At 63.6% G+C, this 21,330-nt stretch carries 20 protein-coding genes; 10 read left to right on the plus strand and 10 right to left on the minus strand.

Annotated features, from left to right (window positions below):
• The first annotated feature begins 381 nt into the window (after window positions 1–381).
• The 7 genes from FJW07_RS30115 (at window position 382) to FJW07_RS30145 (ending at window position 7,530) form a co-directional block, all read left to right on the plus strand.
• Complete coding sequence (locus FJW07_RS30115) at window positions 382–1,410, plus strand: sulfate ABC transporter substrate-binding protein (protein ID WP_140859826.1); 1,029 nt, start codon at window positions 382–384, stop codon at window positions 1,408–1,410.
• A 92-nt stretch (window positions 1,411–1,502) separates the two neighbouring features.
• Window positions 1,503–2,354, plus strand: a complete 852-nt coding sequence (gene cysT, locus FJW07_RS30120; RefSeq protein WP_140647976.1) for a sulfate ABC transporter permease subunit CysT — start codon at window positions 1,503–1,505, stop codon at window positions 2,352–2,354.
• A complete protein-coding gene (gene cysW, locus FJW07_RS30125) occupies window positions 2,347–3,231 on the plus strand; it encodes a sulfate ABC transporter permease subunit CysW (RefSeq protein WP_140785826.1) in 885 nt (294 codons plus the stop codon). The genes cysT and cysW overlap by 8 nt, the downstream gene beginning before the upstream one ends.
• A 72-nt stretch (window positions 3,232–3,303) precedes the next feature.
• The gene (locus tag FJW07_RS30130) at window positions 3,304–4,344 is read left to right on the plus strand and encodes a sulfate/molybdate ABC transporter ATP-binding protein (RefSeq protein ID WP_140859832.1); all 1,041 of its coding nucleotides are present in this window, start codon (window positions 3,304–3,306) and stop codon (window positions 4,342–4,344) included.
• A gap of 205 nt (window positions 4,345–4,549) precedes the next feature.
• Window positions 4,550–5,536, plus strand: a complete 987-nt coding sequence (locus FJW07_RS30135) for a sulfate ABC transporter substrate-binding protein (RefSeq protein WP_140659932.1) — start codon at window positions 4,550–4,552, stop codon at window positions 5,534–5,536.
• A 235-nt stretch (window positions 5,537–5,771) separates the two neighbouring features.
• Window positions 5,772–6,221, plus strand: coding sequence for an Rrf2 family transcriptional regulator (locus FJW07_RS30140; RefSeq protein ID WP_040984137.1), 450 nt, complete (start codon window positions 5,772–5,774; stop codon window positions 6,219–6,221).
• Between the two features lie 163 nt (window positions 6,222–6,384).
• Window positions 6,385–7,530: a hypothetical protein gene (locus tag FJW07_RS30145; protein ID WP_140647980.1), complete on the plus strand. Its 1,146-nt coding sequence runs from the start codon at window positions 6,385–6,387 to the stop codon at window positions 7,528–7,530.
• Window positions 7,531–7,545: 15 nt separating this feature from the next.
• Here the strand turns inward: FJW07_RS30145 and FJW07_RS30150 are convergent, their stop codons facing one another.
• The 7 genes from FJW07_RS30150 to FJW07_RS30180 form a co-directional block, all read right to left on the minus strand.
• On the minus strand, window positions 7,546–8,013 hold the full coding sequence (locus FJW07_RS30150) for a gluconokinase (protein WP_140859967.1): 468 nt from the start codon (window positions 8,011–8,013) through the stop codon (window positions 7,546–7,548).
• An 80-nt stretch (window positions 8,014–8,093) separates the two neighbouring features.
• A complete protein-coding gene (locus tag FJW07_RS30155; protein ID WP_140706487.1) occupies window positions 8,094–9,080 on the minus strand; it encodes an ABC transporter permease in 987 nt (328 codons plus the stop codon).
• Window positions 9,077–10,057 carry an ABC transporter permease gene (locus FJW07_RS30160; RefSeq protein WP_140706489.1) on the minus strand — a complete coding sequence of 327 codons (981 nt, stop codon included), beginning with the start codon at window positions 10,055–10,057 and terminating at the stop codon, window positions 9,077–9,079. The genes FJW07_RS30155 and FJW07_RS30160 overlap by 4 nt, the downstream gene beginning before the upstream one ends.
• Window positions 10,054–11,598 (minus strand): sugar ABC transporter ATP-binding protein, encoded by a 1,545-nt coding sequence (locus FJW07_RS30165; protein WP_140859839.1) that lies wholly within the window; start codon window positions 11,596–11,598, stop codon window positions 10,054–10,056. Before FJW07_RS30165 ends, FJW07_RS30160 begins: the two co-directional genes overlap by 4 nt.
• A gap of 70 nt (window positions 11,599–11,668) precedes the next feature.
• Window positions 11,669–12,796, minus strand: a complete 1,128-nt coding sequence (locus FJW07_RS30170; protein WP_140647984.1) for a sugar ABC transporter substrate-binding protein — start codon at window positions 12,794–12,796, stop codon at window positions 11,669–11,671.
• A gap of 427 nt (window positions 12,797–13,223) precedes the next feature.
• The gene (locus tag FJW07_RS30175; protein WP_140859846.1) at window positions 13,224–14,252 is read right to left on the minus strand and encodes a LacI family DNA-binding transcriptional regulator; all 1,029 of its coding nucleotides are present in this window, start codon (window positions 14,250–14,252) and stop codon (window positions 13,224–13,226) included.
• Between the two features lie 151 nt (window positions 14,253–14,403).
• A complete protein-coding gene (locus FJW07_RS30180) occupies window positions 14,404–15,636 on the minus strand; it encodes an MFS transporter (protein ID WP_246680909.1) in 1,233 nt (410 codons plus the stop codon).
• Window positions 15,637–15,791: 155 nt separating this feature from the next.
• On the opposite strand from FJW07_RS30180, the gene FJW07_RS30185 reads away from it, so the two are divergent.
• Entirely contained in the window at window positions 15,792–16,079 is a 288-nt protein-coding gene (locus FJW07_RS30185) for a DUF3175 domain-containing protein (RefSeq protein WP_140647987.1), read from the plus strand.
• Between the two features lie 71 nt (window positions 16,080–16,150).
• Here FJW07_RS30185 and FJW07_RS30190 read toward each other — a convergent pair whose 3' ends face one another.
• Both FJW07_RS30190 and FJW07_RS30195 read right to left on the minus strand, forming a co-directional pair.
• A complete protein-coding gene (locus FJW07_RS30190; protein ID WP_140859860.1) occupies window positions 16,151–16,927 on the minus strand; it encodes a FadR/GntR family transcriptional regulator in 777 nt (258 codons plus the stop codon).
• A 103-nt stretch (window positions 16,928–17,030) separates the two neighbouring features.
• A complete protein-coding gene (locus FJW07_RS30195) occupies window positions 17,031–17,927 on the minus strand; it encodes an NAD(P)-dependent oxidoreductase (protein WP_140859867.1) in 897 nt (298 codons plus the stop codon).
• 26 nt (window positions 17,928–17,953) lie between these two features.
• Here FJW07_RS30195 and FJW07_RS30200 point away from each other — a divergent pair, with 26 nt between their 5' ends.
• A complete protein-coding gene (locus tag FJW07_RS30200) occupies window positions 17,954–19,012 on the plus strand; it encodes an NAD(P)-dependent oxidoreductase (RefSeq protein ID WP_281405348.1) in 1,059 nt (352 codons plus the stop codon).
• A 93-nt stretch (window positions 19,013–19,105) separates the two neighbouring features.
• On the opposite strand, the gene FJW07_RS30205 is transcribed toward FJW07_RS30200, so the two are convergent.
• Window positions 19,106–20,095, minus strand: a complete 990-nt coding sequence (locus FJW07_RS30205; RefSeq protein WP_140647991.1) for a sugar-binding protein — start codon at window positions 20,093–20,095, stop codon at window positions 19,106–19,108.
• Window positions 20,096–20,553: 458 nt separating this feature from the next.
• Between FJW07_RS30205 and FJW07_RS30210 the strand changes: the two genes are divergently transcribed.
• Complete coding sequence (locus FJW07_RS30210) at window positions 20,554–21,297, plus strand: ATP-binding cassette domain-containing protein (protein WP_140659881.1); 744 nt, start codon at window positions 20,554–20,556, stop codon at window positions 21,295–21,297.
• Window positions 21,298–21,330 lie beyond the last annotated feature (33 nt).

Below are 21,330 nucleotides of genomic sequence, written 5' to 3' on the forward strand. Positions count from 1 at the left end.
ACCGACCAGAGTTTCAGTGCCATCATCCATCTCGCTGCCGCCGTCATAAACTCACGATGAATCTCAACAAGCCCTAGAGCATGATCCCGAAAAGTGGGAACCGGTTTTCGGAGAAAGATCATGCTCCAACAAAGAGTTAGATCGTGACGGCGATTCAACGAAACGCCATCACGATCTAGCGCCGGCCTTGCCCGGCAGCCGGCTGCGCCTAGTTAGCCCCGACTGCCGAGGAAATGGTCGCTGTCCGAAAATTGAGGACGATATTTTCCCGATTGCCGGCGGCTCGGCGAAAAATTGCTTCGAGGAGGCGAAAAAGGCAACATTCAATGCATCTAAATTCTATAAACTCGGTAGAGTTTGTGCAGTTCAACGGAGGCGGGAATGACCAAACCTCATTTCAGGAAACTGCTCGGCGCGCTGGTCGCCACATCTGCCCAGTTCGGCACGCTCGGTTTCGCGTTTGCGGATACGACCATTCTGAATGTGTCCTACGACCCGACGCGTGAACTTTACAAGGCCTATGACGAGGCGTTTGCCGCGCACTGGAAGGCGGAGACCGGCGAAACCGTCACCATCCAGCAGTCGCACGGTGGATCGGGCGCCCAGGCCAGGGCAGTGATCGACGGCCTCGACGCCGACGTGGTGACGCTGGCGCTCGAAGGCGACATCAACGCCATCGTCTCGAAGACGAAGAAGATCAACCCGGACTGGCGCACGAAGTTCGAGAACAACTCGGCACCCTACACCTCCACCATCATCTTCCTGGTGCGCAAGGGCAATCCCAAGGGCATCCACGACTGGAACGACCTGGTCAAGGACGGCGTCCAGGTGATCACGCCGAACCCCAAGACCTCCGGAGGCGCGCGCTGGAACTATCTTGCCGCCTGGGCCTATGCGAACGCCAATGACGGTAGCGACGAAGCCAAGACCAAGGAGTTCGTCGGCAAGCTTTATGCGAACGTCCCGGTCCTCGATACCGGCGCGCGCGGCTCGACGGTGACCTTCGCGCAGAAGGGCCTGGGCGACGTGCTGATCGCGTGGGAGAATGAAGCCTATCTCGCGCTCGACGAATTCGGCGCCGACAATTTCGATATCGTCTATCCGCCGACCTCGATCCTAGCGGAACCGCCGGTCGCCGTCGTCGACGCCAATGTCGATGCCAAGGGCACGCGCAAGGTCGCGGAAGCCTATCTGAGCTGGCTCTATTCCAAGGAAGCCCAGACCATCATCGCCAAGAACCACTATCGCCCGGCCAAGCCCGACCTGGTGCCGGCCGAGGACCTTGCCAAGCTGCCGGCAGTCAAGCTGGTCACCATCGATGACCCGCAATTCGGCGGCTGGAAGAAAGCGCAGCCTTACCATTTCGGCGACGGTGGTATATTCGACCAGATCTACAAGCCGGCGCAGTGAGCCGGATGGCCGGCGAGCCTCACGGGCATGCCGGCCGAATGCGACTGAGCAAAGCCATTCTGGTTTGAACAGAAGGGACGATCCAGAACAGCATGACCACAGCACCCGCCAAGGCGGGGTGGCGATTCAGACAGCCGAGTGTCATTCCGGGCTTTGGATTGACGCTCGGCTTCTCGCTTGCCTACCTCACGCTCATCATCCTCATCCCGCTTTCGGGGCTGGTCTGGCGTTCGGCAGCGCTCGGCTGGGCCGATTTCTGGGCGATCGCCGTTGACCGACGCACCCTCAACGCGCTGAAGATAAGCTTCGGCACCGCCTTCCTGGCGGCTGCCGTCAACGTCGTATTCGGCACCGTCGTCGCCTGGGTGCTGGTCCGCTACCGCTTTCCCGGCCGCCGCATCGCGGACGCGATGGTCGACCTGCCCTTCGCCCTGCCCACGGCCGTCGCCGGCATCGCGCTCACCACGCTCTATGCGCCGAATGGCTGGATCGGCCATCTCCTGGCGCCGCTCGGCATCAAGGTCGCCTACACGCCGCTCGGTATCGTCATCGCGCTGGTGTTCATCGGCTTGCCCTTCGTCGTGCGCACCGTCCAGCCGATCATGGAAGAGATCGACAAGGAGGTCGAGGAAGCCGCCGCCACGCTCGGCGCCAGCCGTTTCCAGATCATCACCCGCGTGCTTTTCCCAGGCCTGGCGCCAGCGATCGTCACCGGCTTCTCGCTCGCCTTCGCGCGCGGCGTCGGCGAATACGGCTCAGTCATCTTCATCGCCGGCAACCTGCCCTTCAAGTCCGAGATCGCGCCGCTTCTGATCGTGATCAGGCTCGAGGAATACAATTACGAGGCGGCGACCGCGATCGCCGCGATCATGCTGGCGCTGTCCTTCCTGATGCTTCTGGTCGTCAATCTCGTCCAGACATGGAGCCGCAAGCGCTATGGCTGATCCCGAGATCAAATCCTACGAGCCGCATCACGAGAGCCAGTCGGCAGCGGTGACCGAAAGCCGGCCAGTCAAGGCCGTGCTGATGGCAATCGCCCTCGCCTTCCTCGCCGTCTTCCTGCTTTTGCCGCTGATCGTCGTCTTCCACGAGGCGCTCGCCAAAGGCGTCGGCGCCTACACGGACGCCCTCTCCGGCCCCGACACGCGCTCCGCCATCCGCCTGACATTGCTTGTGGCGGCGATCTCGGTGCCGCTCAACGTCATCTTCGGCATCTCGGCCGCCTGGGCGATCGCCAAGTTCGAATTCAAGGGCAAGGCGTTCCTGACCACGCTGATCGACCTGCCCTTCTCGGTCTCGCCGGTCATCTCCGGCCTGGTCTATGTGCTTCTCTTCGGCGCGCAAGGGCTGCTCGGCGCCTGGTTGAAGGCGCATGGCATCGTCATCCTCTTCGCCGTGCCCGGCATCGTGCTGGCCACCATCTTCGTCACCTTCCCCTTCGTCGCGCGGGAACTCATCCCGCTGATGCAGGAACAGGGCAATGGCGACGAAGAAGCAGCACTGTCGCTGGGCGCCAGCGGCTGGCAGGCCTTCTGGTATGTGACATTGCCCAACGTCAAATGGGGACTGCTCTATGGCGTGCTTCTGTGCAACGCGCGCGCCATGGGCGAGTTCGGCGCGGTCTCGGTGGTGTCGGGCCACATACGCGGCCTCACCAACACCATGCCGCTGCATGTCGAGATCCTCTACAACGAATACAACGCCGTCGGCGCCTTTGCCGTCGCTTCGCTGCTCGCCGGCCTGGCGCTGGTGACGCTGGTCTTGAAAACGCTTCTCGAGATGCGCTACGGCGCCGAGCTCGCCGCGACGCGCGGGCACTGAACACTACCTGTCGCCCAAGCGTGCCTGGCGCTTTTGGGAGCAACGACAGCATCAAGGAACTGAGGGATTTGCATGGAAGTTCGCGTCGTCAACGTGCGCAAGGAGTTCGAGCGGTTTCCGGCGCTCCACGACGTGTCGCTCGACATCAGATCCGGCGAGCTCATCGCGCTGCTCGGGCCGTCGGGCTCCGGCAAGACGACGCTGCTTCGCCTGATCGCCGGCCTGGAGCGGCCGACCAAGGGCGCGATCTTCTTCGGCGACGAGGACGCCTCGCAGAAGTCGATCCAGGAGCGCAATGTCGGCTTCGTCTTCCAGCATTACGCGCTGTTCCGTCACATGACGGTTGCCGACAATATCGGCTTCGGCCTGAAGGTCCGGCACGGCGCCGCAAGGCCGTCGGGGCAGGAAATCCGCCGCCGGGCGCTGGAACTGCTCGACCTCGTCCAACTGACGGGCCTGGAAAAGCGCTACCCGGCGCAGCTTTCCGGCGGTCAGCGCCAGCGCGTGGCTTTGGCCCGCGCCATGGCGATCGAGCCCAAGGTGCTTTTGCTCGACGAACCGTTCGGCGCGCTCGACGCGCAGGTTCGCCGTGAGCTGCGCCGCTGGCTGCGCGAGATCCATGACCGCACCGGCCACACGACCGTCTTCGTCACGCATGACCAGGAAGAGGCGCTGGAGCTCGCCGACCGCGTCGTGGTCATGAGCCAGGGCCGCATCGAGCAGGTCGGCACCGCCGACGATATCTATGACACGCCGAACTCGCCCTTCGTCTATTCCTTCATCGGCGAGTCGAGCTCGCTGCCGGTCAAGGTCGAGAACGGCGAGATCTGGATCGCCGACCGGCCGATCGGGCTGCAGGCGCCGCATGCGCCGTCCGGCGAGGCGGTTCTCCACTTCCGCCCGCATGACGTCGAGCTGCTCGACGGCTGCAGCGGCTGCATCGCCGGCACGGTTGCCGCCAGCCGCCGCGTTGCCGGCACCAAGCGCGTCGAGCTCGAAATCGGCGGCGAGCGCCAGCGCGTCGAGATCGAACTGCCGGTCGACCATCCCGCGGCACAGAAGAGCCGGGTGGCTTTCAGGCCGCGACGCTGGAAGCTTTTTCCCACGTCCTGAGCTGTCTTTCAGCCTGACAGCTCCTCCGGCGCCCAGCCTAGTGCAACCTGTGAATCCACTTGGAAGAAAATCCTAGCAAAAGGCTGTTTTGGCGAGATATTTTCCAGGCCTTCGCCCACCTCTCGGAGCGCGTGCCTCGTCGCACCAGGCTTTCCCGACTATGGTCTCCCCATAGCTTGATCCATTTCCAAGGAGCCCTGTTTTCATGAAGCGTCTGTTGCTCGGCATCGCAGCTTTTGCCGGTCTCGTCCTCGCGTCCTCCCAAGCCTGGTCGGCTGACAAGCTTTTGAATGCATCCTATGACGTCGGCCGCGAGCTGTTCGTCGACGTCAACAAGGCCTTCGTCGCCAAGCACCCCGGCGTCACCGTCGATCAGTCGCATGCCGGCACCTCGGCGCAGGCGCGCGCGATCGCCGAAGGTCTTGGTGCCGATGTCGTCACCTTCAACCAGGTCACCGACGTCGATTTCCTGGTCAAGAAAGGACTGGTCTCAGCCGATTGGCAGAAGGATTTCCCGGACAACGCCTCGCCCTTCTATTCGCTGCCGTCCTTCCTGGTGCGCGCCGGCAATCCCAAACACATCAAGGACTGGAACGATCTGGTGCGTGACGACGTGCAGGTGATCTTTCCGAACCCGAAGACGTCGGGCAATGCGCGCTACACCTATCTCGCCGCCGCCGCCTACGCCAAGGAAGCCTTCAAGGGCGACGACGCCAAGGTGAAGGAGTTCATCACCAAGCTCTTCAACAACGTGCCGATCTTCGACACCGGCGGCCGCGCCGCCACCACCACTTTCGTCCAGCGCGAGATCGGCGACGTGCTGATCACCTTCGAATCGGAGACGCGCGGCATCCGCAAGGAGTATGGCGACGACAAATTCGAGCAGGTCACGCCTTCGGTCAGCCTGCTGGCCGAGTTCCCGGTAGCGATCGTCGACAAGGTCGCCGACGAGCATGGCAGCCGCGATCTCGCCAAGTCCTATCTCGACTTTCTCTACACGCCGGAAGGCCAGGACATCGCCGCCGGGAACGGCCTGCGGGTTCGCGACGCCTCGGTGGCCGCCAAGCACAAGGCCGACTTCCCGGACGTCCGGCTACTGACTGTTGAGGAAGTCTTTGGCGGCTGGGACAGAGTACAGAAGGAGCATTTCGCCGCCGGCGGGCTGCTCGATCAGGCCTACGGCAGCCGCTGAGCCGCCACACAATCAGAAAGCGCAGGAAAGCCGGCTTTAGCCGGCTCCCTCATTTAAGCCGGCCAGCATTTCGCAGCGGAAATCCGGCGTCCAACGTGAAAAACGTTACGAAGAATCAACGCGTTTGCGCCTAAGCTGCCGGGCAAATTATTGGACCAGGCGGTCAACTGTCATGATTTGCACACAAACAACCGCCAGATGCAGGCGCATTGGGGTTTGATGAATTGAATCGGGCATGCTGACCAAAAAAGGCAAATACGGCCTCAAGGCCCTCGTGCATCTTTCCGGTCTACCGGCTGGCCAGCTTGCATTCGTCAACGACATCGCCGTCGCCAACAACATCCCGAAGAAATTCCTGGATGCGATCCTGGGCGAATTACGCAATGCCGGTTTCGTCCAGAGCCGCAAGGGCAAGGAAGGCGGCTACCGCCTCGCGCGGCCCGCTTCCGAGATCAAGATCGGCCATGTCGTGCGCGTGCTCGACGGGCCGCTGGCGCCGATCCCTTGCGCCAGCCGCACGCAATACCAGCGCTGCGAGGATTGCGACGAGGCCACCTGCCAGGTCCGCCACATGATGCTGGAAGTGCGCCAGGCGATCGCCGAGGTGCTCGACAACCGCAGCCTCGCCGCCATGCGCGACGCCGACAACGACGATTTCCCGGCGGAGCTCACCTCCCAGATTTGAAGGAATTCGAGGAAGCGGTAGCGGCCAGGTTCCGCCCTTCGCCGCAGCCTTCCGTCCGCAATTGCGCCCAACGACAAAGTCGCCGGCCCGACTTGTCGCCCTCGGTTGCCAGTCTACCGCGGACGCAGTAAAGCGGCTGGAGGATGAAACAGGGCTCTGACGCATGAGGCTGCCTTGGCTTGGCAATTCCCGCAGGGCCAGCCGGCAACCATCGTCGAACGACATCTATCACACCGAGATCATTGCCGACGTGCCGGTGCCGGAGCGCAACGAGTCCGTTCGCTTCTTCAGCCGCAAGGTTGTCCGCCCCGGAAAACTGCGCCGTTTCTCCAATCGGGACCTGCGCGAGAGCCTGCTGTCCTGTTTCTATCTCGGCGTCGCGGCGATGCTGCCGGTCTCCTGGTGGGGGCCTATCTGCGGCTGGGGGTCCAGGCTCAGGCGCAGGCGCCACTTCCGCAAGGAGTTCGCCCGTTACGACGTCGCGGTGAAGGCCGTGCTCGGCAATGCCGTCGACACGCAAGAAATGTTCGAGGCGCAACTCGCCGCCATTCACCGCCGGCGGCTGACGCTTGCGGCGCATCTCGTCTCAGGCTGGCGCTGGTCGCCGGCGATCCGGCTCGAAGGCCTCGAAGCCCTGCAACAAGCCCTGCGCAACGGGCGCGGCGTCATCATATGGTGCGATCAGTTCACGGCGCAGACGATCATGGGCAAGCGCGCCCTGCATGAGGCCGGCGTCGATGCTCATCAGGTAAGCGCGCAGCACCACGGCTTCTCCCCGAGCAAATTCGGCTTGCGCGTGATCAACCCGCCATTGGTCAAGGTCGAGAACCGCTTCCTGAAAAGCCGGATCGTCTTTGAGCGCACCGACGCCTACCAGGTCACCACGCGCATCCAGAAGACCCTGAAGGCAAACGGCGTGGTGCTGATGACCAACACCGTCTATGCCGGCTCCACCTTCACCGAGGCCGCCATGGGCGAACGCGGCTGGACCCATCTCGCCTCGGCGCCGGCAAACTTTGCCGCGCGCGCGGGCGCGGCGCTGTTTCATATGGCGACGATCGAAACGGTTCCCTTTCGCCAGTATCGCGCGATCGTCAGCGAACTGAGCGCGGGGCCACAGCCGCCGGCGTCGCCGGCAAGGGACACCGCGACGAAGAACCTCGTCGTTCAGGCGAGATACATCCTGTCGAAGCGCGACCATATGCTGGAAACGCTCGAACTCTGTCCGGAGCAGATGATGGCCTGGTCGAGCGCCGTACGGCTGACCGAGCGGCCAACGGAAGCCGCGATCGGCAATGACGGCGCCTGAAGCGCCCGAACCGTTCTAACCAACGATCCCTTCCAGTATCCCGGCAACACTTCGCGTTCCGTCGACCGTCACGGCCCGTTCGTCCGCGGCAGGTTCTTCCAGTATGGCGAACTGGCTGTCGACCAGGCTTGCCGGCATGAAATGGCCCTTGCGATTGGCGACCCGGCGCCAGGCGGTCTCGCGGTCGATCTTCAGGTAGAGGAAGACTGTGTCGGGACAGTAGCGGCTCAGCCGGTCACGGTAGGCGCGTTTCAGCGCCGAGCACGCCGCCACCGCTTTCCGTCCGCCGGCAACGGAGATCGCGATGTGCTCGCCTATGGCGTCGAGCCAGCCCTCGCGCAGCGCGTCCGTCAGCGGCTCGCCGCGCGCCATGCGCGCCACGTTCTCCGGCGGATGCAGCCGATCTCCTTCGATGAAGTCGGCGTCGAGAGCCTTGGCGAGCGCCTCGCCGACGGCCGTCTTGCCGCAGCCGGCAACACCCATCACGACGATGGCCGGCGCCGTCCGAAGATCGTTCACGCCAAGCTCCGGGATCTGCGGTCTTGCGCTCGCCTCATCCACGGTCAGCGGCTTGCCGGCGCGCGCCCGTAGAGCAGGAGCATGGCGACGATGACGACACCATAGATGATCTGCCGTCCCGCTTCCGGCATCTGCATGACCGAGAGGATGGATTGCAGGAGCGTGATCAGGATCACGCCGGCCACCGTGCCGAGATAGGAGCCGCGCCCGCCCAGGATCGAGGTGCCGCCCAGCACGACGGCGGCGATCGACGGCAGCAGATAGGCATCGCCCATGGATTGGGCCGCCTTCGACGCATAGCCGGCCAGAAGCACGCCGCCAAAGGCCGACAGCCCGCCGGAGACGGCGAAGGCGATCATCACGATGCGGCGCGTGTCGATACCGGAAAGGTAGGCGGCGCGCTCGCGGTTGCCGATGCCGTAGACGGCGCGGCCGAAGCTGGTGCGGGTGAGCACGAAGACCATCGCGGCGCCGATCAGCGCCCAGATGATGACGGCGTTGGGAACCCCCGGAATGGTGAAACCGGTCGCCAGATAGCGCATCGCCGCCGTCGCCGAATCCTGTGGCGAGAAGCCGCCCGTGTAGACCACCATCAGCCCCTGCGCGACCGCGTTGGTGGCCAAGGTAATGATCATCGAGGGGATGCGCAGATAGGCGACACCGATGCCGTTGATGATGCCGATCGCCACGCCGCACAGGACACCGAAGGGGATGGCGAGAGCAACGCCGACCGACCCGTAGGCGGCGGCAGCGCAGGCCATCATGGCGCCGGCGGCCACGGCCCATGGCACGGAAAGGTCGATCTGGCCGAGCAGGATGACCAGCATCATGCCGGTGGCGATGACGCCGAGGAACGAGGCGACTTTAAGCTGCTGCAGCAGATATTCCGGCGAAAGGAAGCTGCGCGAATAGAGGCTGCCCAGCAGAAGCAGGATGACGATGCAGGCAAAGGCCGTCAGCACCGCCGGGTCGGCGCGGCGGATGAATTTGGGCATGCGGCCGGCAAGGCCACCAAGCGTCGTTTCGCTCACAGGAACCACTCCAGCCGGTTGCGCACCCGAAACAGCGCGAAGGCGCCGAGGCTGACCGCGATCAACAGGATAACGCCCTGGAACAGCGGCTGCCAGAGCGGATCGAAGTCGAAGACGAACAACAGGTCGCCGATGGTGCGGAAGGCAAGCGCGCCGAAAATCGCGCCGATAGCGCTGCCCTTGCCACCGAACAGCGACACGCCGCCGAGCACGACCGCCGCGATCGAGAACAGCGTGTAGGAATTGCCGCTCGCATAGGCAGCCTCGCCGGTATAGGTGAAGAAGGTGAGAAACAGGCCGCCGACCGAAGCCAGCAGGCCTGCCAGCGCATAAGCGAGGAACTTGCCGCGCCGGATCGGCACGCCCGACATATAAGCCGCCGTTTCCGATGAGCCCGCGGCGTAAGCCGCGCGGCCGAATTCCGAGCGGCTGAACGGCACCCAGACGACCAGCACGACGATGAGCAGCGCGACCAGCGAGGTCGGGATCACATCGAAGAGCTTTCCCGTCAGCGCGTCGGCCAGATCCTCATTGACCGATCCACCCGGAAACGGCCGCAGCAGAAGCCCGATGCCATAAAAGACGGCGCCGGTGGCTATGGTGGCGACGATCGGCTGCAGGCGCCCATAGATGACGATGGCGCCGTTGATCGCCCCGCAGACCAGGCCGGCGGCAAGGACCGCGATCACGCCGAGCGTGGTCTCGAGCGGCGTGCCGACCACCAGCCACGAGGCAAGACAATTGGTAAGAAGCAGGATCATGCCGACCGACAGGTCGATGCCGGCGGTGATCACCACCAGCGTCTGCGCCATGGCCACGAAGGCCAGGAGCACGCCCTTGTTGGCGGCTGTCTGCACGACATTGGCGGTGAAGCCGGCAGGGTGGTTCGTGGTGTAGATGATGAACATGACGATGAAGATGCCGAGCGCCAGCAGCGTTCCGCGCTGCTCGGCCATTAAGTAGCGCCAATCCTTCACGCGCCCGCTCCCTGCTGCATATCGGCGCCTTCGCCATGGATGTTGAGCGCGCTGGCGATCAGCGCGTGTTCGGTGATCTCGGTGCCGACGAGCTCGCGCTTGACGCTGCCGTCATAGAGCACGAGCACGCGGTCGCAGCAGCCGATCAGTTCGTCATAGTCGGTCGAATAGAACAGGATGGCGGCGCCGGCATCCGCCAGCTTGCGCATCAATTGGTAGATCTCCTGCTTGGTGCCGACATCGATGCCGCGCGTCGGATCGTTGAGCAGGATGATGCGCGGTTGCCGCATCAGCCATTTGGCGATGACCACCTTCTGCTGGTTGCCGCCGGAGAGCGCGCCGACGGGAATATCGAGCCCCGCCGTCTTGATGGCCAGCAGCCCGACCATGTCGTCGATCAGGCGCTGCTCGGCGGCGCGATCGATGATGCCGCCCTTGGCCAGCCGGTCGAGCGCCGCGAAGGAGAGGTTTTCGCGCACCGTCATCGGCAGCATCAGCCCCTCGGTCTTGCGGTCCTCGGGGATCAGCGCCATGCCGACGCGGTCGCCGCTGGCGGCGCGCGGGCTCGATATGGAAGCTGGCTTGCCGTCGATCAGCACATCGCCGCGCAGGCCGCGCAGCACGCCGAAAAAGGCAAGCAGCAGTTCGCGCTGGCCCTGCCCGTCGAGACCGCCCAGGCCCACGACTTCGCCGGCCCTGACGCTCAGCGAGATATTGTCCAGCCGGTCGGCCCAGGAGAGATTGCGGGCTTCGAGCACCGGCGTGGCGGCCGCAGCGGAAACGGGTTTCGGCGGGAAGATATGGCTGTATTCGCGGCCGATCATCAGCTCCACCACCTCATTGTCGCTCTTCGAGCCCGCGGGGTAGCTGGCGACGTTGCGGCCGTTGCGAAACACCGTGCAATGGTCGGCGAGTTCCGCGATCTCGTTCATGCGATGCGAGATGTAGAGCAGCGCCAGTCCTTCCGAGCGCAGCCGCTTCAACACCTCGAAGACCTTGGCGACATCCGCCGCCGTCAGCGCCGAGGTCGCTTCGTCGAGGATCAGGATGCGCGGCTTGCGAGCCAGCGCCTTGGCGATCTCCACCATCTGCCGGCGCGACAGCGGCAGGTCCTTGACCAGGGCCCGAGGATGGATATCGGAAGCGCCGGCGCGTGCCAGCGCTTCTTCCGCGATGCGCCGCTGCGCCTTGCGGTCGATCATGCCGAAGCGCTTTGGCGGATCGGAAATGACGATGTTGTCGGCGACGCTCAACTCGGGAATGAGCGACAGTTCCTGGAAGATGCAGACGATGCCGGCCTGATTTGCCGCGGCCGGTGAGGCGAAGCTCACTTCGCGTCCATCCAGCGTCATGCGGCCCTCGTCGGGCGCCACGACGCCCGCCATGATCTTGATCAGGGTCGACTTGCCTGCGCCGTTCTCGCCGAGAATGGCGTGGATGCTGCCGGCGGTAACTTCAAGATCGGCCTTTTCCAGGGCCCTCACGCCGCCATAGCGCTTGGATATGCCTTCCATGCGGAAGAGCGGAGCCGCACCGTCCATTGAGCCTCCAATTGTATCTGCATGAGGTGGCGCCGCGGCTGACCCGCGGCGCCACGCCGGCGATGGAAGCTTACTGGTCCGCCTTGGTCTGGCCCATGATTTCCTGCGCGCTGAAATTGATGCCACAGGTCGGGAAGGAGTTGCCGACGAAGAAATTGTCGGATTCCTTCGGGAAGTAATCGGTGCCTTCCTTCATGTCTGGATCCGAGGCGATCGCCAGCGGCAGCTTTACTTCCTGCGGCACCACCTCGCCTTCCAGCGCCGCGATCGCTGTCTTGATGGCCACGGCGACCTGGGCCGGGCCGGAGCCCGCCGACGTGCACTTCAGCCCGTCTGCTGAATGCTGCGCGCAGAATTTGCGGAAGCCGTTCTCGGTCTCGCCGCCGAACGGCACGAAGGGATGCTTGGCGTCCATCATCGCCTGCACGATGCCGGTGTCGCCGCCCTGGCCGGTGATGCCGTCGAACGGACCGTTGGTGGCGATGGCATCGGCGGTCACCTTCTGCGCCACGCCGTCATCCCACTTGCCGGCGACCTCGGTGACGTCCCACTTCTTGCCGGAAGCGTCCAGCACTTCATGGATGCCGTTGTGGCGGTCGGTATCGACGGAAGTGCCGGCAACGCCGCGCACTTCGAGGATCTTGCCGCCGTTCGGCACCTTGTCGACCAGCCACTTGGCCCACAACTCGCCGAGGCCCTTTTGGTCGACATTGACGTTGATGGCGTCCTTGGTGTCGAGAATGTTGTCGAAGGCAACCAGCACGATGCCGGCTTCCTTGGCGCGCTTGATGACCGGGCCGAAGGCGGTCGGGTTCTGCGCGTCGGTGACGATCGCGTCATAGCCGGAATCGATGAAGTTGTTGATCGCCGAGATCTGCGCCGGCACATCCTCACCGGTCGAGACGACCTTGAATTCCTTGATCTTGGCCTTCACGTCCGGCTGCGCCGCATAGGCCTTTGCCGTCTGCACCATCTGGATGCGCCAGGTGTTGGCGATATAGCCGTTGGAGAAGGCGATGCGGAACGGGCCTTCCTTTTTGGGGAATTTGAAGAATTTGGTGTCCGCCGACCATGGCGAGAAGCAATCCGGCTGCGCTGCGGGGCCGGAGACGACTTCCGGTCCGGCGGCGATCGCTGCCGAGCTGAGCATGACGAATGCAGTGGCGGCAACGACGCCGCCAACGAGTGACTTGATCATCGGTATTCCTCCCAATTGCAGATCTGCTGAACTATGAAGTCCTGACATGCTCGGCGGGCACCCTCCTGCCAAACCGAAACGCTCGCCGGGCGATGTGGATCGCTCCGCCTTCTCCCCTTCCCTCGCCACGGGACGTTCAGAAAACTATCATATTATACATAATAAACAAGCTTGAGCTGTTGCTTATGTATAATAAACAGTCCTGAACCTTGCCGGATGTTGATTTTACAGACAAATGGTAGCGCTACCATGAAAGCCTGTAAAGCGCCGCTTTCGTCATTTTTCCGTGTTCGTCAGAGTGCCTCCAGGAACAGTGCGTAGCAGTTGGCTCGGCGTTTCCGCCGCAGCCCTAACCGGTTTTCGGGCAAGATCATGCTCCAACAAAGAGTTAGAGCGTGATGGCGATTCAACGAAACGCTATCACGGCCTAACGCGCGGTGCTCTCGCGCCGCATGAGGTCGAAGCCGAGGTCGACGATCCGCTGTTCCGGCCGGTTGCCGGCGATCGCCGCAAGCGCCATGGCGACGGCGCGGGTGCCGATTTCATAGCGGTGCGTGCGCACGCTGGTGATCGAAGGAAACGACACCTGCATCATGTCGAGATCGTTGAAGCCGACAATGCCGATCTGCTTCGGCACGTCGATCGATGCGCGATGGCATTCGAACAGAACGCCAAGCGCGATATCGTCATTGTTGCAGAACACGCCGTCCAGCGTCGGTATCTTGGCCAGCGCGTCGCGGAATAACTCGCGCCCCAGCGTCACGCTTGACGGCACCGGCGTCGTGGTGACGAGCCGCGGATCGAAAAGGCCGGCGGCCTCCATGGCGGCGCGATAGCCGGCAAGGCGTCGCTGCGAACGCGGATCCATTCGCGCGCCGATGAAACCGACCTTGCGGTATCCGGCTTGCAGGAGGTGTTCGGCGGCGGTCCTGCCGCCGTCGAAATGGGAAAAGCCGACCACCATGTCGACCGGGTCCGGCCCGATCTCCATCACCTGCACCACCGGGCAGCCGGCATTCTCCAGCAGTCGTCGCGCGCTGGGTGTCTGGTCGATACCGGCCACGATCAGCGCCGCCGGGCGTTGCGATCCGAAAACCTGCAACAGCCGCTCTTCCTCGAGGCCCGAATAATGGGTGTTGCCGATCTGGATGCGGAACGGGCTGTCGGAAAGGCTGTCATAGATGCCGCGCACCACTTCGGCGAAGACGTTGTTGGTGAGCGAAGGCACCAGCACGCCGAACACCTCGGCGCGCGCCGAGGCAAGCGCGCGGGCATTCGGGTCAGGCACGTAGCCGAGTTCGTCGACAGCGGCCTGTATCTGCCGTCGCAGGTCCTCCGATACCCGCCCGGGCTCACGCAGCGCGCGCGACACGGTGATCGCGCCGACACCCGCCTTGCGCGCCACATCGGCAATGGTCGGGCGGCCGCCGCCACGGCGGGAACGCGGCTTGGTCAAGGCCCTGTCCCCCCGTCTTCGACGCGCGGCCGCAACATCACGATCGGCGTCCGTGTCATCGCGCCACCAGGTCAGCTCCGCCGATTGAGGTCGCGCATGCGTTAACCGTTGTCAAGCAACCCGGCTTCGGCGCCCGGTCGACCGAGGCGCGTCAGGCAATCGCCTCGGCGCTTCGGTTGGCTTTCCACATCAGCAGCGCGATGGCCCCGAGATTGACGAGGTTCCAGCCAATTCCGTTCAGGAAGGCGGCGGCGTAGGAACCGGTGAGGTCGTAGATCCAGCCCGACATCCAGCCGCCCACCGCCATGCCGAAGATCGTCGCCATCAGCACGATGCCGACGCGCTGGCCGGCTTCCTTTGCCGGCATATAGTCGCGCACGATGATGGCATAGCAGGGCACGATGCCGCCTTGCGACAGGCCGAAGACCAGCGAGACGACATAGAGCGACGCGAGCCCGTCGAACGGGATGTAGAATAACAGCGACAGGCACTGCAGCGCCGAGCCGATCAGCAGCGTCTTCACCGCGCCGATGCGGTCGGCAAGGAAGCCCGAGCCGATGCGACTGATGACGCCGGCCGCCAGCATGATCGACAGCATCTCGGCGCCATGCGCGACGCCGTAGCCAAGATCCATGCAATAGGCGACGATATGCACCTGCGGCATCGACATCGCCATGCAGCAGCCGAAGCCGGCAATCACCAACAGGACCTGCAACTGCGAGGGCGACAGCGAGATTGGCTGCACCGGCCGGCCGCGCGGCGCGCCGGATGTCCCCTCATGCGGCGCGCGCCGTCGCAGCAGCAGGACCAGCGGCACCATGGTGACGAGGCAGATGACTCCGATTGTCGCATAGGTGAAGCGCCAGCCATGACCTTGCATCATATAAGGCATGACCGTCGGCCAGATCGCTCCGGCAACGTAGTTGCCGGACGCCGCCACCGTCACCGCGACGCCGCGGCGGCGGTTGAACCAGTGTGAGACGTCGGCGATCAGCGGCCCGAAAATCGTCGAGCACCCCACTCCGATCAGCAGGCCTTGGGCGAGCGTGACGCCCAGGATCGAATTCGCAAGCGATGCCAGCAGAAACCCCGCGCCAAGCGCCAGCGAAGCGGCGAGCGCCGGTATCCAATATCCAAAGCGATCAATGGCGCGCCCGATCAGCGCGTTGCCGGCGGCAAAGCCCACCATGGTCGCGGTATAGGGCATCGAGGCCGCGGCGCGGTCGACGCCGAATTCGGCCTGCACCGCGGGCAGGACCACGACCACCGCCCAGGTACCGACGCCGCCGATCGTCGCCAGCAGCAGGGAAATGCCAAGCCGCGTCCATGCATAGAAGCTGTCGATGCCGGCGCTGTCTGCCGCGTTTCCTCGAACTGTCGTCACGGCGTCTCCTGTCCGCGATTTCTTCGAGATCGCGTGTTTGAGCGCACTATCGGCGCATTTCCGGGGCCGAGCAGCGCCACGAGGCATAATTCCGTGGCTCCAGAAGCGGAACCCGCCTCACCCGATGGAGTTTTGCCTGAAGAAAGGAGTTCGCCATGACCGCCAGGAAGAAATGGTCGGCCGACGTGACCGAGCACAGCGATGCGATGGATCTCGAGGATCATGTCTTTGAATCCGACGACGCCAAGAAGATCGCCGCGTCGCTGAAACGTTCGGCCGAGCACAGCCACCGCCGCAAGGCTGAGCCGTTCCAATCCGCCATGTCGATGTTGAATTTCTACATCAACCGCGCCGGCAAGAACTTGCCTGATGAGCGCAGGAAGGTGCTGGAAAAAGCGAAGGACGAGCTGCGCGTTGCGTTCGGTCGCGAAAAGCAGGATTAGGTGCTGCAACGGGAACGCAAGCGCAGGGAGCCGCCATTCGCAAGCCTGCCTCAGCTGAATATCGACGGACCTTAGCGCGACTGGATCACTTCGTCGGTATTGGCCAGCAGCTTTCGAACCGCGTTGCGCGCCGCATCCGGCCTTCGCAGGCGAATATTCCTCTCGATCGCCTCATGCAGCTTTTGGGCATGGTGCAAATCGTCCAGTTCGCGCGTCGTGTAGGCGAAGAGGTGGTCGAAGGCGGATTCGATCAGTACCCCCAGCGGCACCAGCAGGTCGTTGCCCGAGGCCCTGAGGATGGCGAGATGGAAGCGCGTGTCGGCCCGCGTCCGCTCTTGCAGGTTGGTCGCCGCGCCCATCTCCTGGCAGGCCTGGCTGATCTCGGCCATCTGCTCGTCGGTGCGCCGCAGCGCCGCGAAGGCGGTGGCTTCCGGCTCGATGATATGGCGGAATTCCTGCACGGTCTTGAGGAAAACCTCACGGTCCGGCGACGTGGCGTACCAGGACAGCACGTCGCGGTCGAGGAGGTTCCAGCGTTCCTTCGGTTCGACCCAGCTGCCGATCTTCGGCCGCGAGGCCAGCAGGCTCTTTGCCATCAGCATCTTGATCGCCTCGCGCACTGCGGAGCGGCTGACGTCAAAGGTCTCCGACCATTTCGCTTCGTTGGGCAGGATGGTGCCCGGCGGATAATCGCCGCGCACGATCCTCAGCCCGATCTCGCTGGCCAAGGAGGTGTGCACGCTGGCGCCCGGAATGCGTGGCGCGTTGGCCCGGCGAACGCCGGCCGGACGCTCCTGGGCTGCCGTTTTCGTCGGTTTTTTTTCGTTGTTCGGCTTCGCGTCCCGCATATGGTCCACAAAATCCCGTTTTCAGAAGCTGTCAAGCACGGCAGGCCCGCTTTGCCCCAACGCGCGAGGATGTGCAGAGATCAACCGGCATTTTGCCGCCGCCTCATGCCGTTTTGACGTATTTGCGCCAGCTGTGCTCGGGCCGGAAGCCAAGCACATCGCGCGCCTTGCGGTTCGAAAGCAGCGTCTCATATTCGCCAAGCTCGGCCTTGACCGGCACGCCCGGATAAAAGCGCTTCAAGAGCTCCGCCGTCGGCAGGTCCGATGAGGTGTCGTCATTGGCCGCGTTGAACACCTGGTAGCCCAGGCCGTCCTTCTCGATGGCGCGCAAGGCGATCTGGCCAAGATCGCGCGCGTCGATGTAGCTCCAGGCGATGCGCTTGCGGAAGCCCGGATCGGCGAACCATTTCGGAAACAGCGAATATTCATGCGGCTCGATGACGTTGCCGATGCGCAGCGCATAGATGTCGGCGCCGCTGCGCAGCGCGAAGGCCCGCGCCGTCTTCTCGTTGACGATCTTCGACAGCGCGTAAGAATCCATCGGGTCGACGTCATAATCCTCGTCGAGCGGGAAATGCGTCGGACTGCGCGGCTCATTGGCGAAAACCAGGCCGTAAGTCGTCTCCGAGGAAGCGATGATGATCTTGCGGATGCCGAGCTTCACCGCCGCTTCGATGACATTGTAGGTGCCCATCGCGTTGATGCGGAACACCTCGTTGTCCGGCGTGATCATGATGCGCGGGATTGCGGCGAAATGCACCACGGCGTCGACCGGCTGGGCTCTCAGCGACGGATCGAACTCGTGCAGGCCCATATAGCTCGACAGCGCGTTGAACACCTGCCCGCTGTCGGTGATGTCGGTGATCAGCGTGCGCACCTTCGGGTTGTCGAGCGGCCTGGTGTCGATGTTGAGCACCTGGCAGCCATGTTCGACCAGATACTTAACGACATGCCGGCCAGCCTTGCCGCTGCCGCCGGTGAACATGATCCGCTTCGTCATTTTGCTCTCCACAAGGCTTGGGAATTATGTGTATTGTCAGACAATATGGTATTCCGCAATCGCCTGCCAACCGCGATCCGCGAAAACCTTTCCGGCAATCGCCCGCCGCGCGGGCCCATCACCACGAAAGACAGGGAAGAGACGACATGAGCACCACCGCTGCCCGCGAGAAAATCGGTTTCATCGGCCTAGGCCTGATGGGGCACGGCATCGCCAAGAACATCGTCGACAAGGGCTATCCGCTGACCTTCCTCGGCCGCAAGAACCGCAAGCCCGCGGAAGACCTTTTGGGACGCGGCGCCAACGAAGTGGCCACATCCAAGGAGGTGGCCGCTGCCTCCGACGTCGTCTTCATCTGCGTCACCGGCTCGCGCGAGGTGGAGGCGATCATCCGCGGCCCCGGCGGGCTGAAGGAGGGCCTGAAGCAAGGCTCGGTCGTCGTCGATTGCTCGACCTCCGATCCGGTCTCGACCGTGGCCCTGGCCGCCGAGCTCAAGGCGCTTGGCGTCGACTATGTCGATGCGCCGCTCAGCCGCACGCCGAAGGAGGCCTGGGAAGGCACGCTCGACGCCATGGTCGGCGCGCCGGACGCGGTGTTTGCCAGGCTGAAGCCGGTGATCGAGACCTGGGCAGGCCGCATCGTCCACATCGGCGACACCGGCGACGGCCACCGCATGAAGCTGCTCAACAACTTCATCTCGCTGGGCTACGCCGCGATCTATTCGGAAGCGCTGGCGCTGGCCGAGAAGGTCGGCATCTCGCCGCCGCGCTTCGACAGCGTCATCCGCAACGGCCGCATGGATTGCGGCTTCTACCAGACCTTCATGCGCTGGACGCTGGAGGGCGACCGCGACGCGCACAAGTTCAGCATTGCCAACGCCTTCAAGGACCTGACCTATCTGGAATCGATGGCGGGCGCGGCTGGCATCGCCAACCCACTCGGCAACGCCACCAAGAATTCCTTTGCGACCGCCTTCGCCACCGGTCCCGTCGAGCAATATGTGCCGATGCTCGCTACACACATCGGCAAGCTCAATGGCGTCGACCTGATGCCTTCGAAGGACGGCGTGAAGCAGAAGATCTGAGACGAAAGCGCCCTCATCAAGAATGCAACTTTGAAAAAAGTCAGGGGCGCCTCGCGGCGCCCCTTTTACATTGGTTCTGGATCCGACCAGCGCCTACCTTTGGATACAGGTGTCGGCCGTTTCCTTGGTGCATTCGTCGAGGCCGGTGAAGACCGGATCGTCGACCTTCTTGTTGCCGACGAGGTCGAGCATCACCGAGGGCGCCTTGTAGCCCATTTCGAACGGCCGCTGGCCGACCAGCGCGGTCACCAGGCCTTCCTTGGCGATCGCCACCTCGTCGCCGATCGTGTCGGCGGCGCCGATGACGAACTCGTTCTTGGCGATCTTGTCGGCCATCGGCTTGAACAGGTCGCGATAGGGCTGCGGTGCGCCGAACAGCGGCCAGCCGCCCATGATGCCGAAGGCGTCGAGCTTCGGGTTGGCGGCGAGGATGTCGGTCATCGCCTGCACGCCCTTGGCGCCGTCGTCATTGGTGAACACCGGGCAGCCGGCGACTTCGGTCCAGCCGCCTTCGCCGGCAAGTGCCGCGAGGCCTTCCTTGCCCGACAGCGCATCGCGCATGCCTTGCGCGCGGCGCAGGATGTTGTCGGCCGCCGGATTGCCCTCGATGGTGCAGATCGTGCCGCCATTCGGCTTGGCCTTCTTGATGTACTCGCCGATCTTCTTGCCCATCAGGTAGTTGTCGGTGCCGAGATAGGTCTTGCGAAGGGCGGCGTCTTCCTTGGCAAGGTCGGCGTCGACCGTCATGATCGGGATCGACGGATTGGCGCTCTTGATCGTCTGCGCGATCAGCGGCGCGTTCGAGGGCGAGATCGCCATCGCCGCCGTGTCGGGCTTGCTCAGCATGTCCTGCACGATCTGCGCCTCGCCGGCTTCGTCCGAGGTCGATGCCGGGCCGGTGTAGAAGCATTCATATTCCGAGCTGGCGTTTTCCTTGTTCCACTTCTCGCAGCCCTGATGGATGGCTTCGAAGAACGGATTGTCGAGACCTTTCACGACGATGACGAGCTGTTTCTTGGCCAAAGCCGGCCCGGCGCCCAACGCCATGGCGGCGACGGCGGCAAGCAAAAGTGTTTTCCTCATATCAGTCCTCCCTTGAAACAGACGGACACCGCGTGCCCGCCACACTGATCAGCCCGGATGCGTAAGAACCATGACGAGCATCTCATGATGTTCGCGTCCTTCGCCGGGCTGATAAGCATTTGCCGATCCGTTTGCCCGAATGCTGGCGCAGCGGGATCCTTGACCTTCAAACCATTTGCCCGCCCCTCCGCCGGATAGGCGGACGAGGAGCAAGATCTTCCTCCGAGGCTTAGCTTAGCTAATATCGGCTTTTCGCCAGCGTCAATTCCTATTTGTCCTACAAAACCGATTTTTCGTCGAGTCTCGAAATTAATCGTCAGACAATTGATTGACGCCCTTGTCCGCTTTTGCCTAAATGCGTGGACGCGCCGTTCGGGAGGAGATGGACGGAGCTGAACGCGAGCGGCGCTGGCAAACGTCGGCGACAGCTGCGCCGCAAATGGGGAGGCATAAGGCTGGTGTCGGTTCTCGAACTCGCCAACATCTCGAAGCATTTCGGCGCCATCCAGGCGGTCAACGATGTATCGTTTTCGCTGGAGGCCGGCGAGGTCGTCGGCCTGATGGGCGACAACGGCGCCGGCAAGTCGACGCTGGTCAAGATGATCGCCGGCAATTTCCACCCGAGCCACGGCACCATGCGGCTGGACGGCAAGGAGCTTGTCCTGCACAAGCCCGCGGACGCCCGCCAGCATGGCATCGAGATCGTCCACCAGGACCTCGCGCTCTGCAACAACCTGACGGCCGCGGCCAACGTCTATCTCGGCCGCGAGTTGCGCCGCGGCTTCGGTCCGCTCCGCATCCTCGACTATGGCGCCATGTACAAGCGCGCCGGCCAGCTTTTCGCCGAGCTGAAATCCGAAACGCGGCCACGCGACCTCGTCAAGCAGATGTCGGGCGGCCAGCGCCAGGCGGTGGCGATTGCCCGCACGATGCTGTCGCAGGCCAAGATCGTGCTGATGGATGAGCCGACGGCGGCGATTTCGGTCAGGCAGGTCGCCGAAGTGCTGAACCTCATCCGCCACCTGCGCGACCAGGGCATCGCCGTGGTGCTGATCAGCCACCGCATGCCCGACGTGTTCGACGTCGCCGACCGCGTCATCGTCATGCGGCGCGGCCGCAAGGTGGCCGACAAGAAGATCGCATCGAGCTCGCCCGAGGAAGTCACCGGGCTGATCACCGGCGCCATCGAACAGGTTGCGTGATCGCGCGGAGCCTCGCGCCCCCGCCTCTCAGGA

The organism is Mesorhizobium sp. B3-1-9 (genome assembly GCF_006439595.1).
GTDB lineage: Bacteria > Pseudomonadota > Alphaproteobacteria > Rhizobiales > Rhizobiaceae > Mesorhizobium.

Excerpts from the sequence above, each read along its gene's own strand:
- FJW07_RS30200 (WP_281405348.1), top strand. The coding sequence starts at position 17,954 with ATGTGTATTGTCAGACAATATGGTATTCCGCAATCGCCTGCCAACCGC.
- FJW07_RS30170 (WP_140647984.1), bottom strand. The coding sequence starts at position 12,796 with ATGATCAAGTCACTCGTTGGCGGCGTCGTTGCCGCCACTGCATTCGTC.
- FJW07_RS30115 (WP_140859826.1), top strand. The coding sequence starts at position 382 with ATGACCAAACCTCATTTCAGGAAACTGCTCGGCGCGCTGGTCGCCACA.
- cysW (WP_140785826.1), top strand. The coding sequence starts at position 2,347 with ATGGCTGATCCCGAGATCAAATCCTACGAGCCGCATCACGAGAGCCAG.
- FJW07_RS30185 (WP_140647987.1), top strand. The coding sequence starts at position 15,792 with ATGACCGCCAGGAAGAAATGGTCGGCCGACGTGACCGAGCACAGCGAT.
- FJW07_RS30165 (WP_140859839.1), bottom strand. The coding sequence starts at position 11,598 with ATGGACGGTGCGGCTCCGCTCTTCCGCATGGAAGGCATATCCAAGCGC.
- FJW07_RS30190 (WP_140859860.1), bottom strand. The coding sequence starts at position 16,927 with ATGCGGGACGCGAAGCCGAACAACGAAAAAAAACCGACGAAAACGGCA.
- FJW07_RS30145 (WP_140647980.1), top strand. The coding sequence starts at position 6,385 with ATGAGGCTGCCTTGGCTTGGCAATTCCCGCAGGGCCAGCCGGCAACCA.
- cysT (WP_140647976.1), top strand. The coding sequence starts at position 1,503 with ATGACCACAGCACCCGCCAAGGCGGGGTGGCGATTCAGACAGCCGAGT.
- FJW07_RS30205 (WP_140647991.1), bottom strand. The coding sequence starts at position 20,095 with ATGAGGAAAACACTTTTGCTTGCCGCCGTCGCCGCCATGGCGTTGGGC.
- FJW07_RS30150 (WP_140859967.1), bottom strand. The coding sequence starts at position 8,013 with ATGGGTGTTGCCGGCTGCGGCAAGACGGCCGTCGGCGAGGCGCTCGCC.
- FJW07_RS30195 (WP_140859867.1), bottom strand. The coding sequence starts at position 17,927 with ATGACGAAGCGGATCATGTTCACCGGCGGCAGCGGCAAGGCTGGCCGG.
- FJW07_RS30135 (WP_140659932.1), top strand. The coding sequence starts at position 4,550 with ATGAAGCGTCTGTTGCTCGGCATCGCAGCTTTTGCCGGTCTCGTCCTC.
- FJW07_RS30140 (WP_040984137.1), top strand. The coding sequence starts at position 5,772 with ATGCTGACCAAAAAAGGCAAATACGGCCTCAAGGCCCTCGTGCATCTT.
- FJW07_RS30130 (WP_140859832.1), top strand. The coding sequence starts at position 3,304 with ATGGAAGTTCGCGTCGTCAACGTGCGCAAGGAGTTCGAGCGGTTTCCG.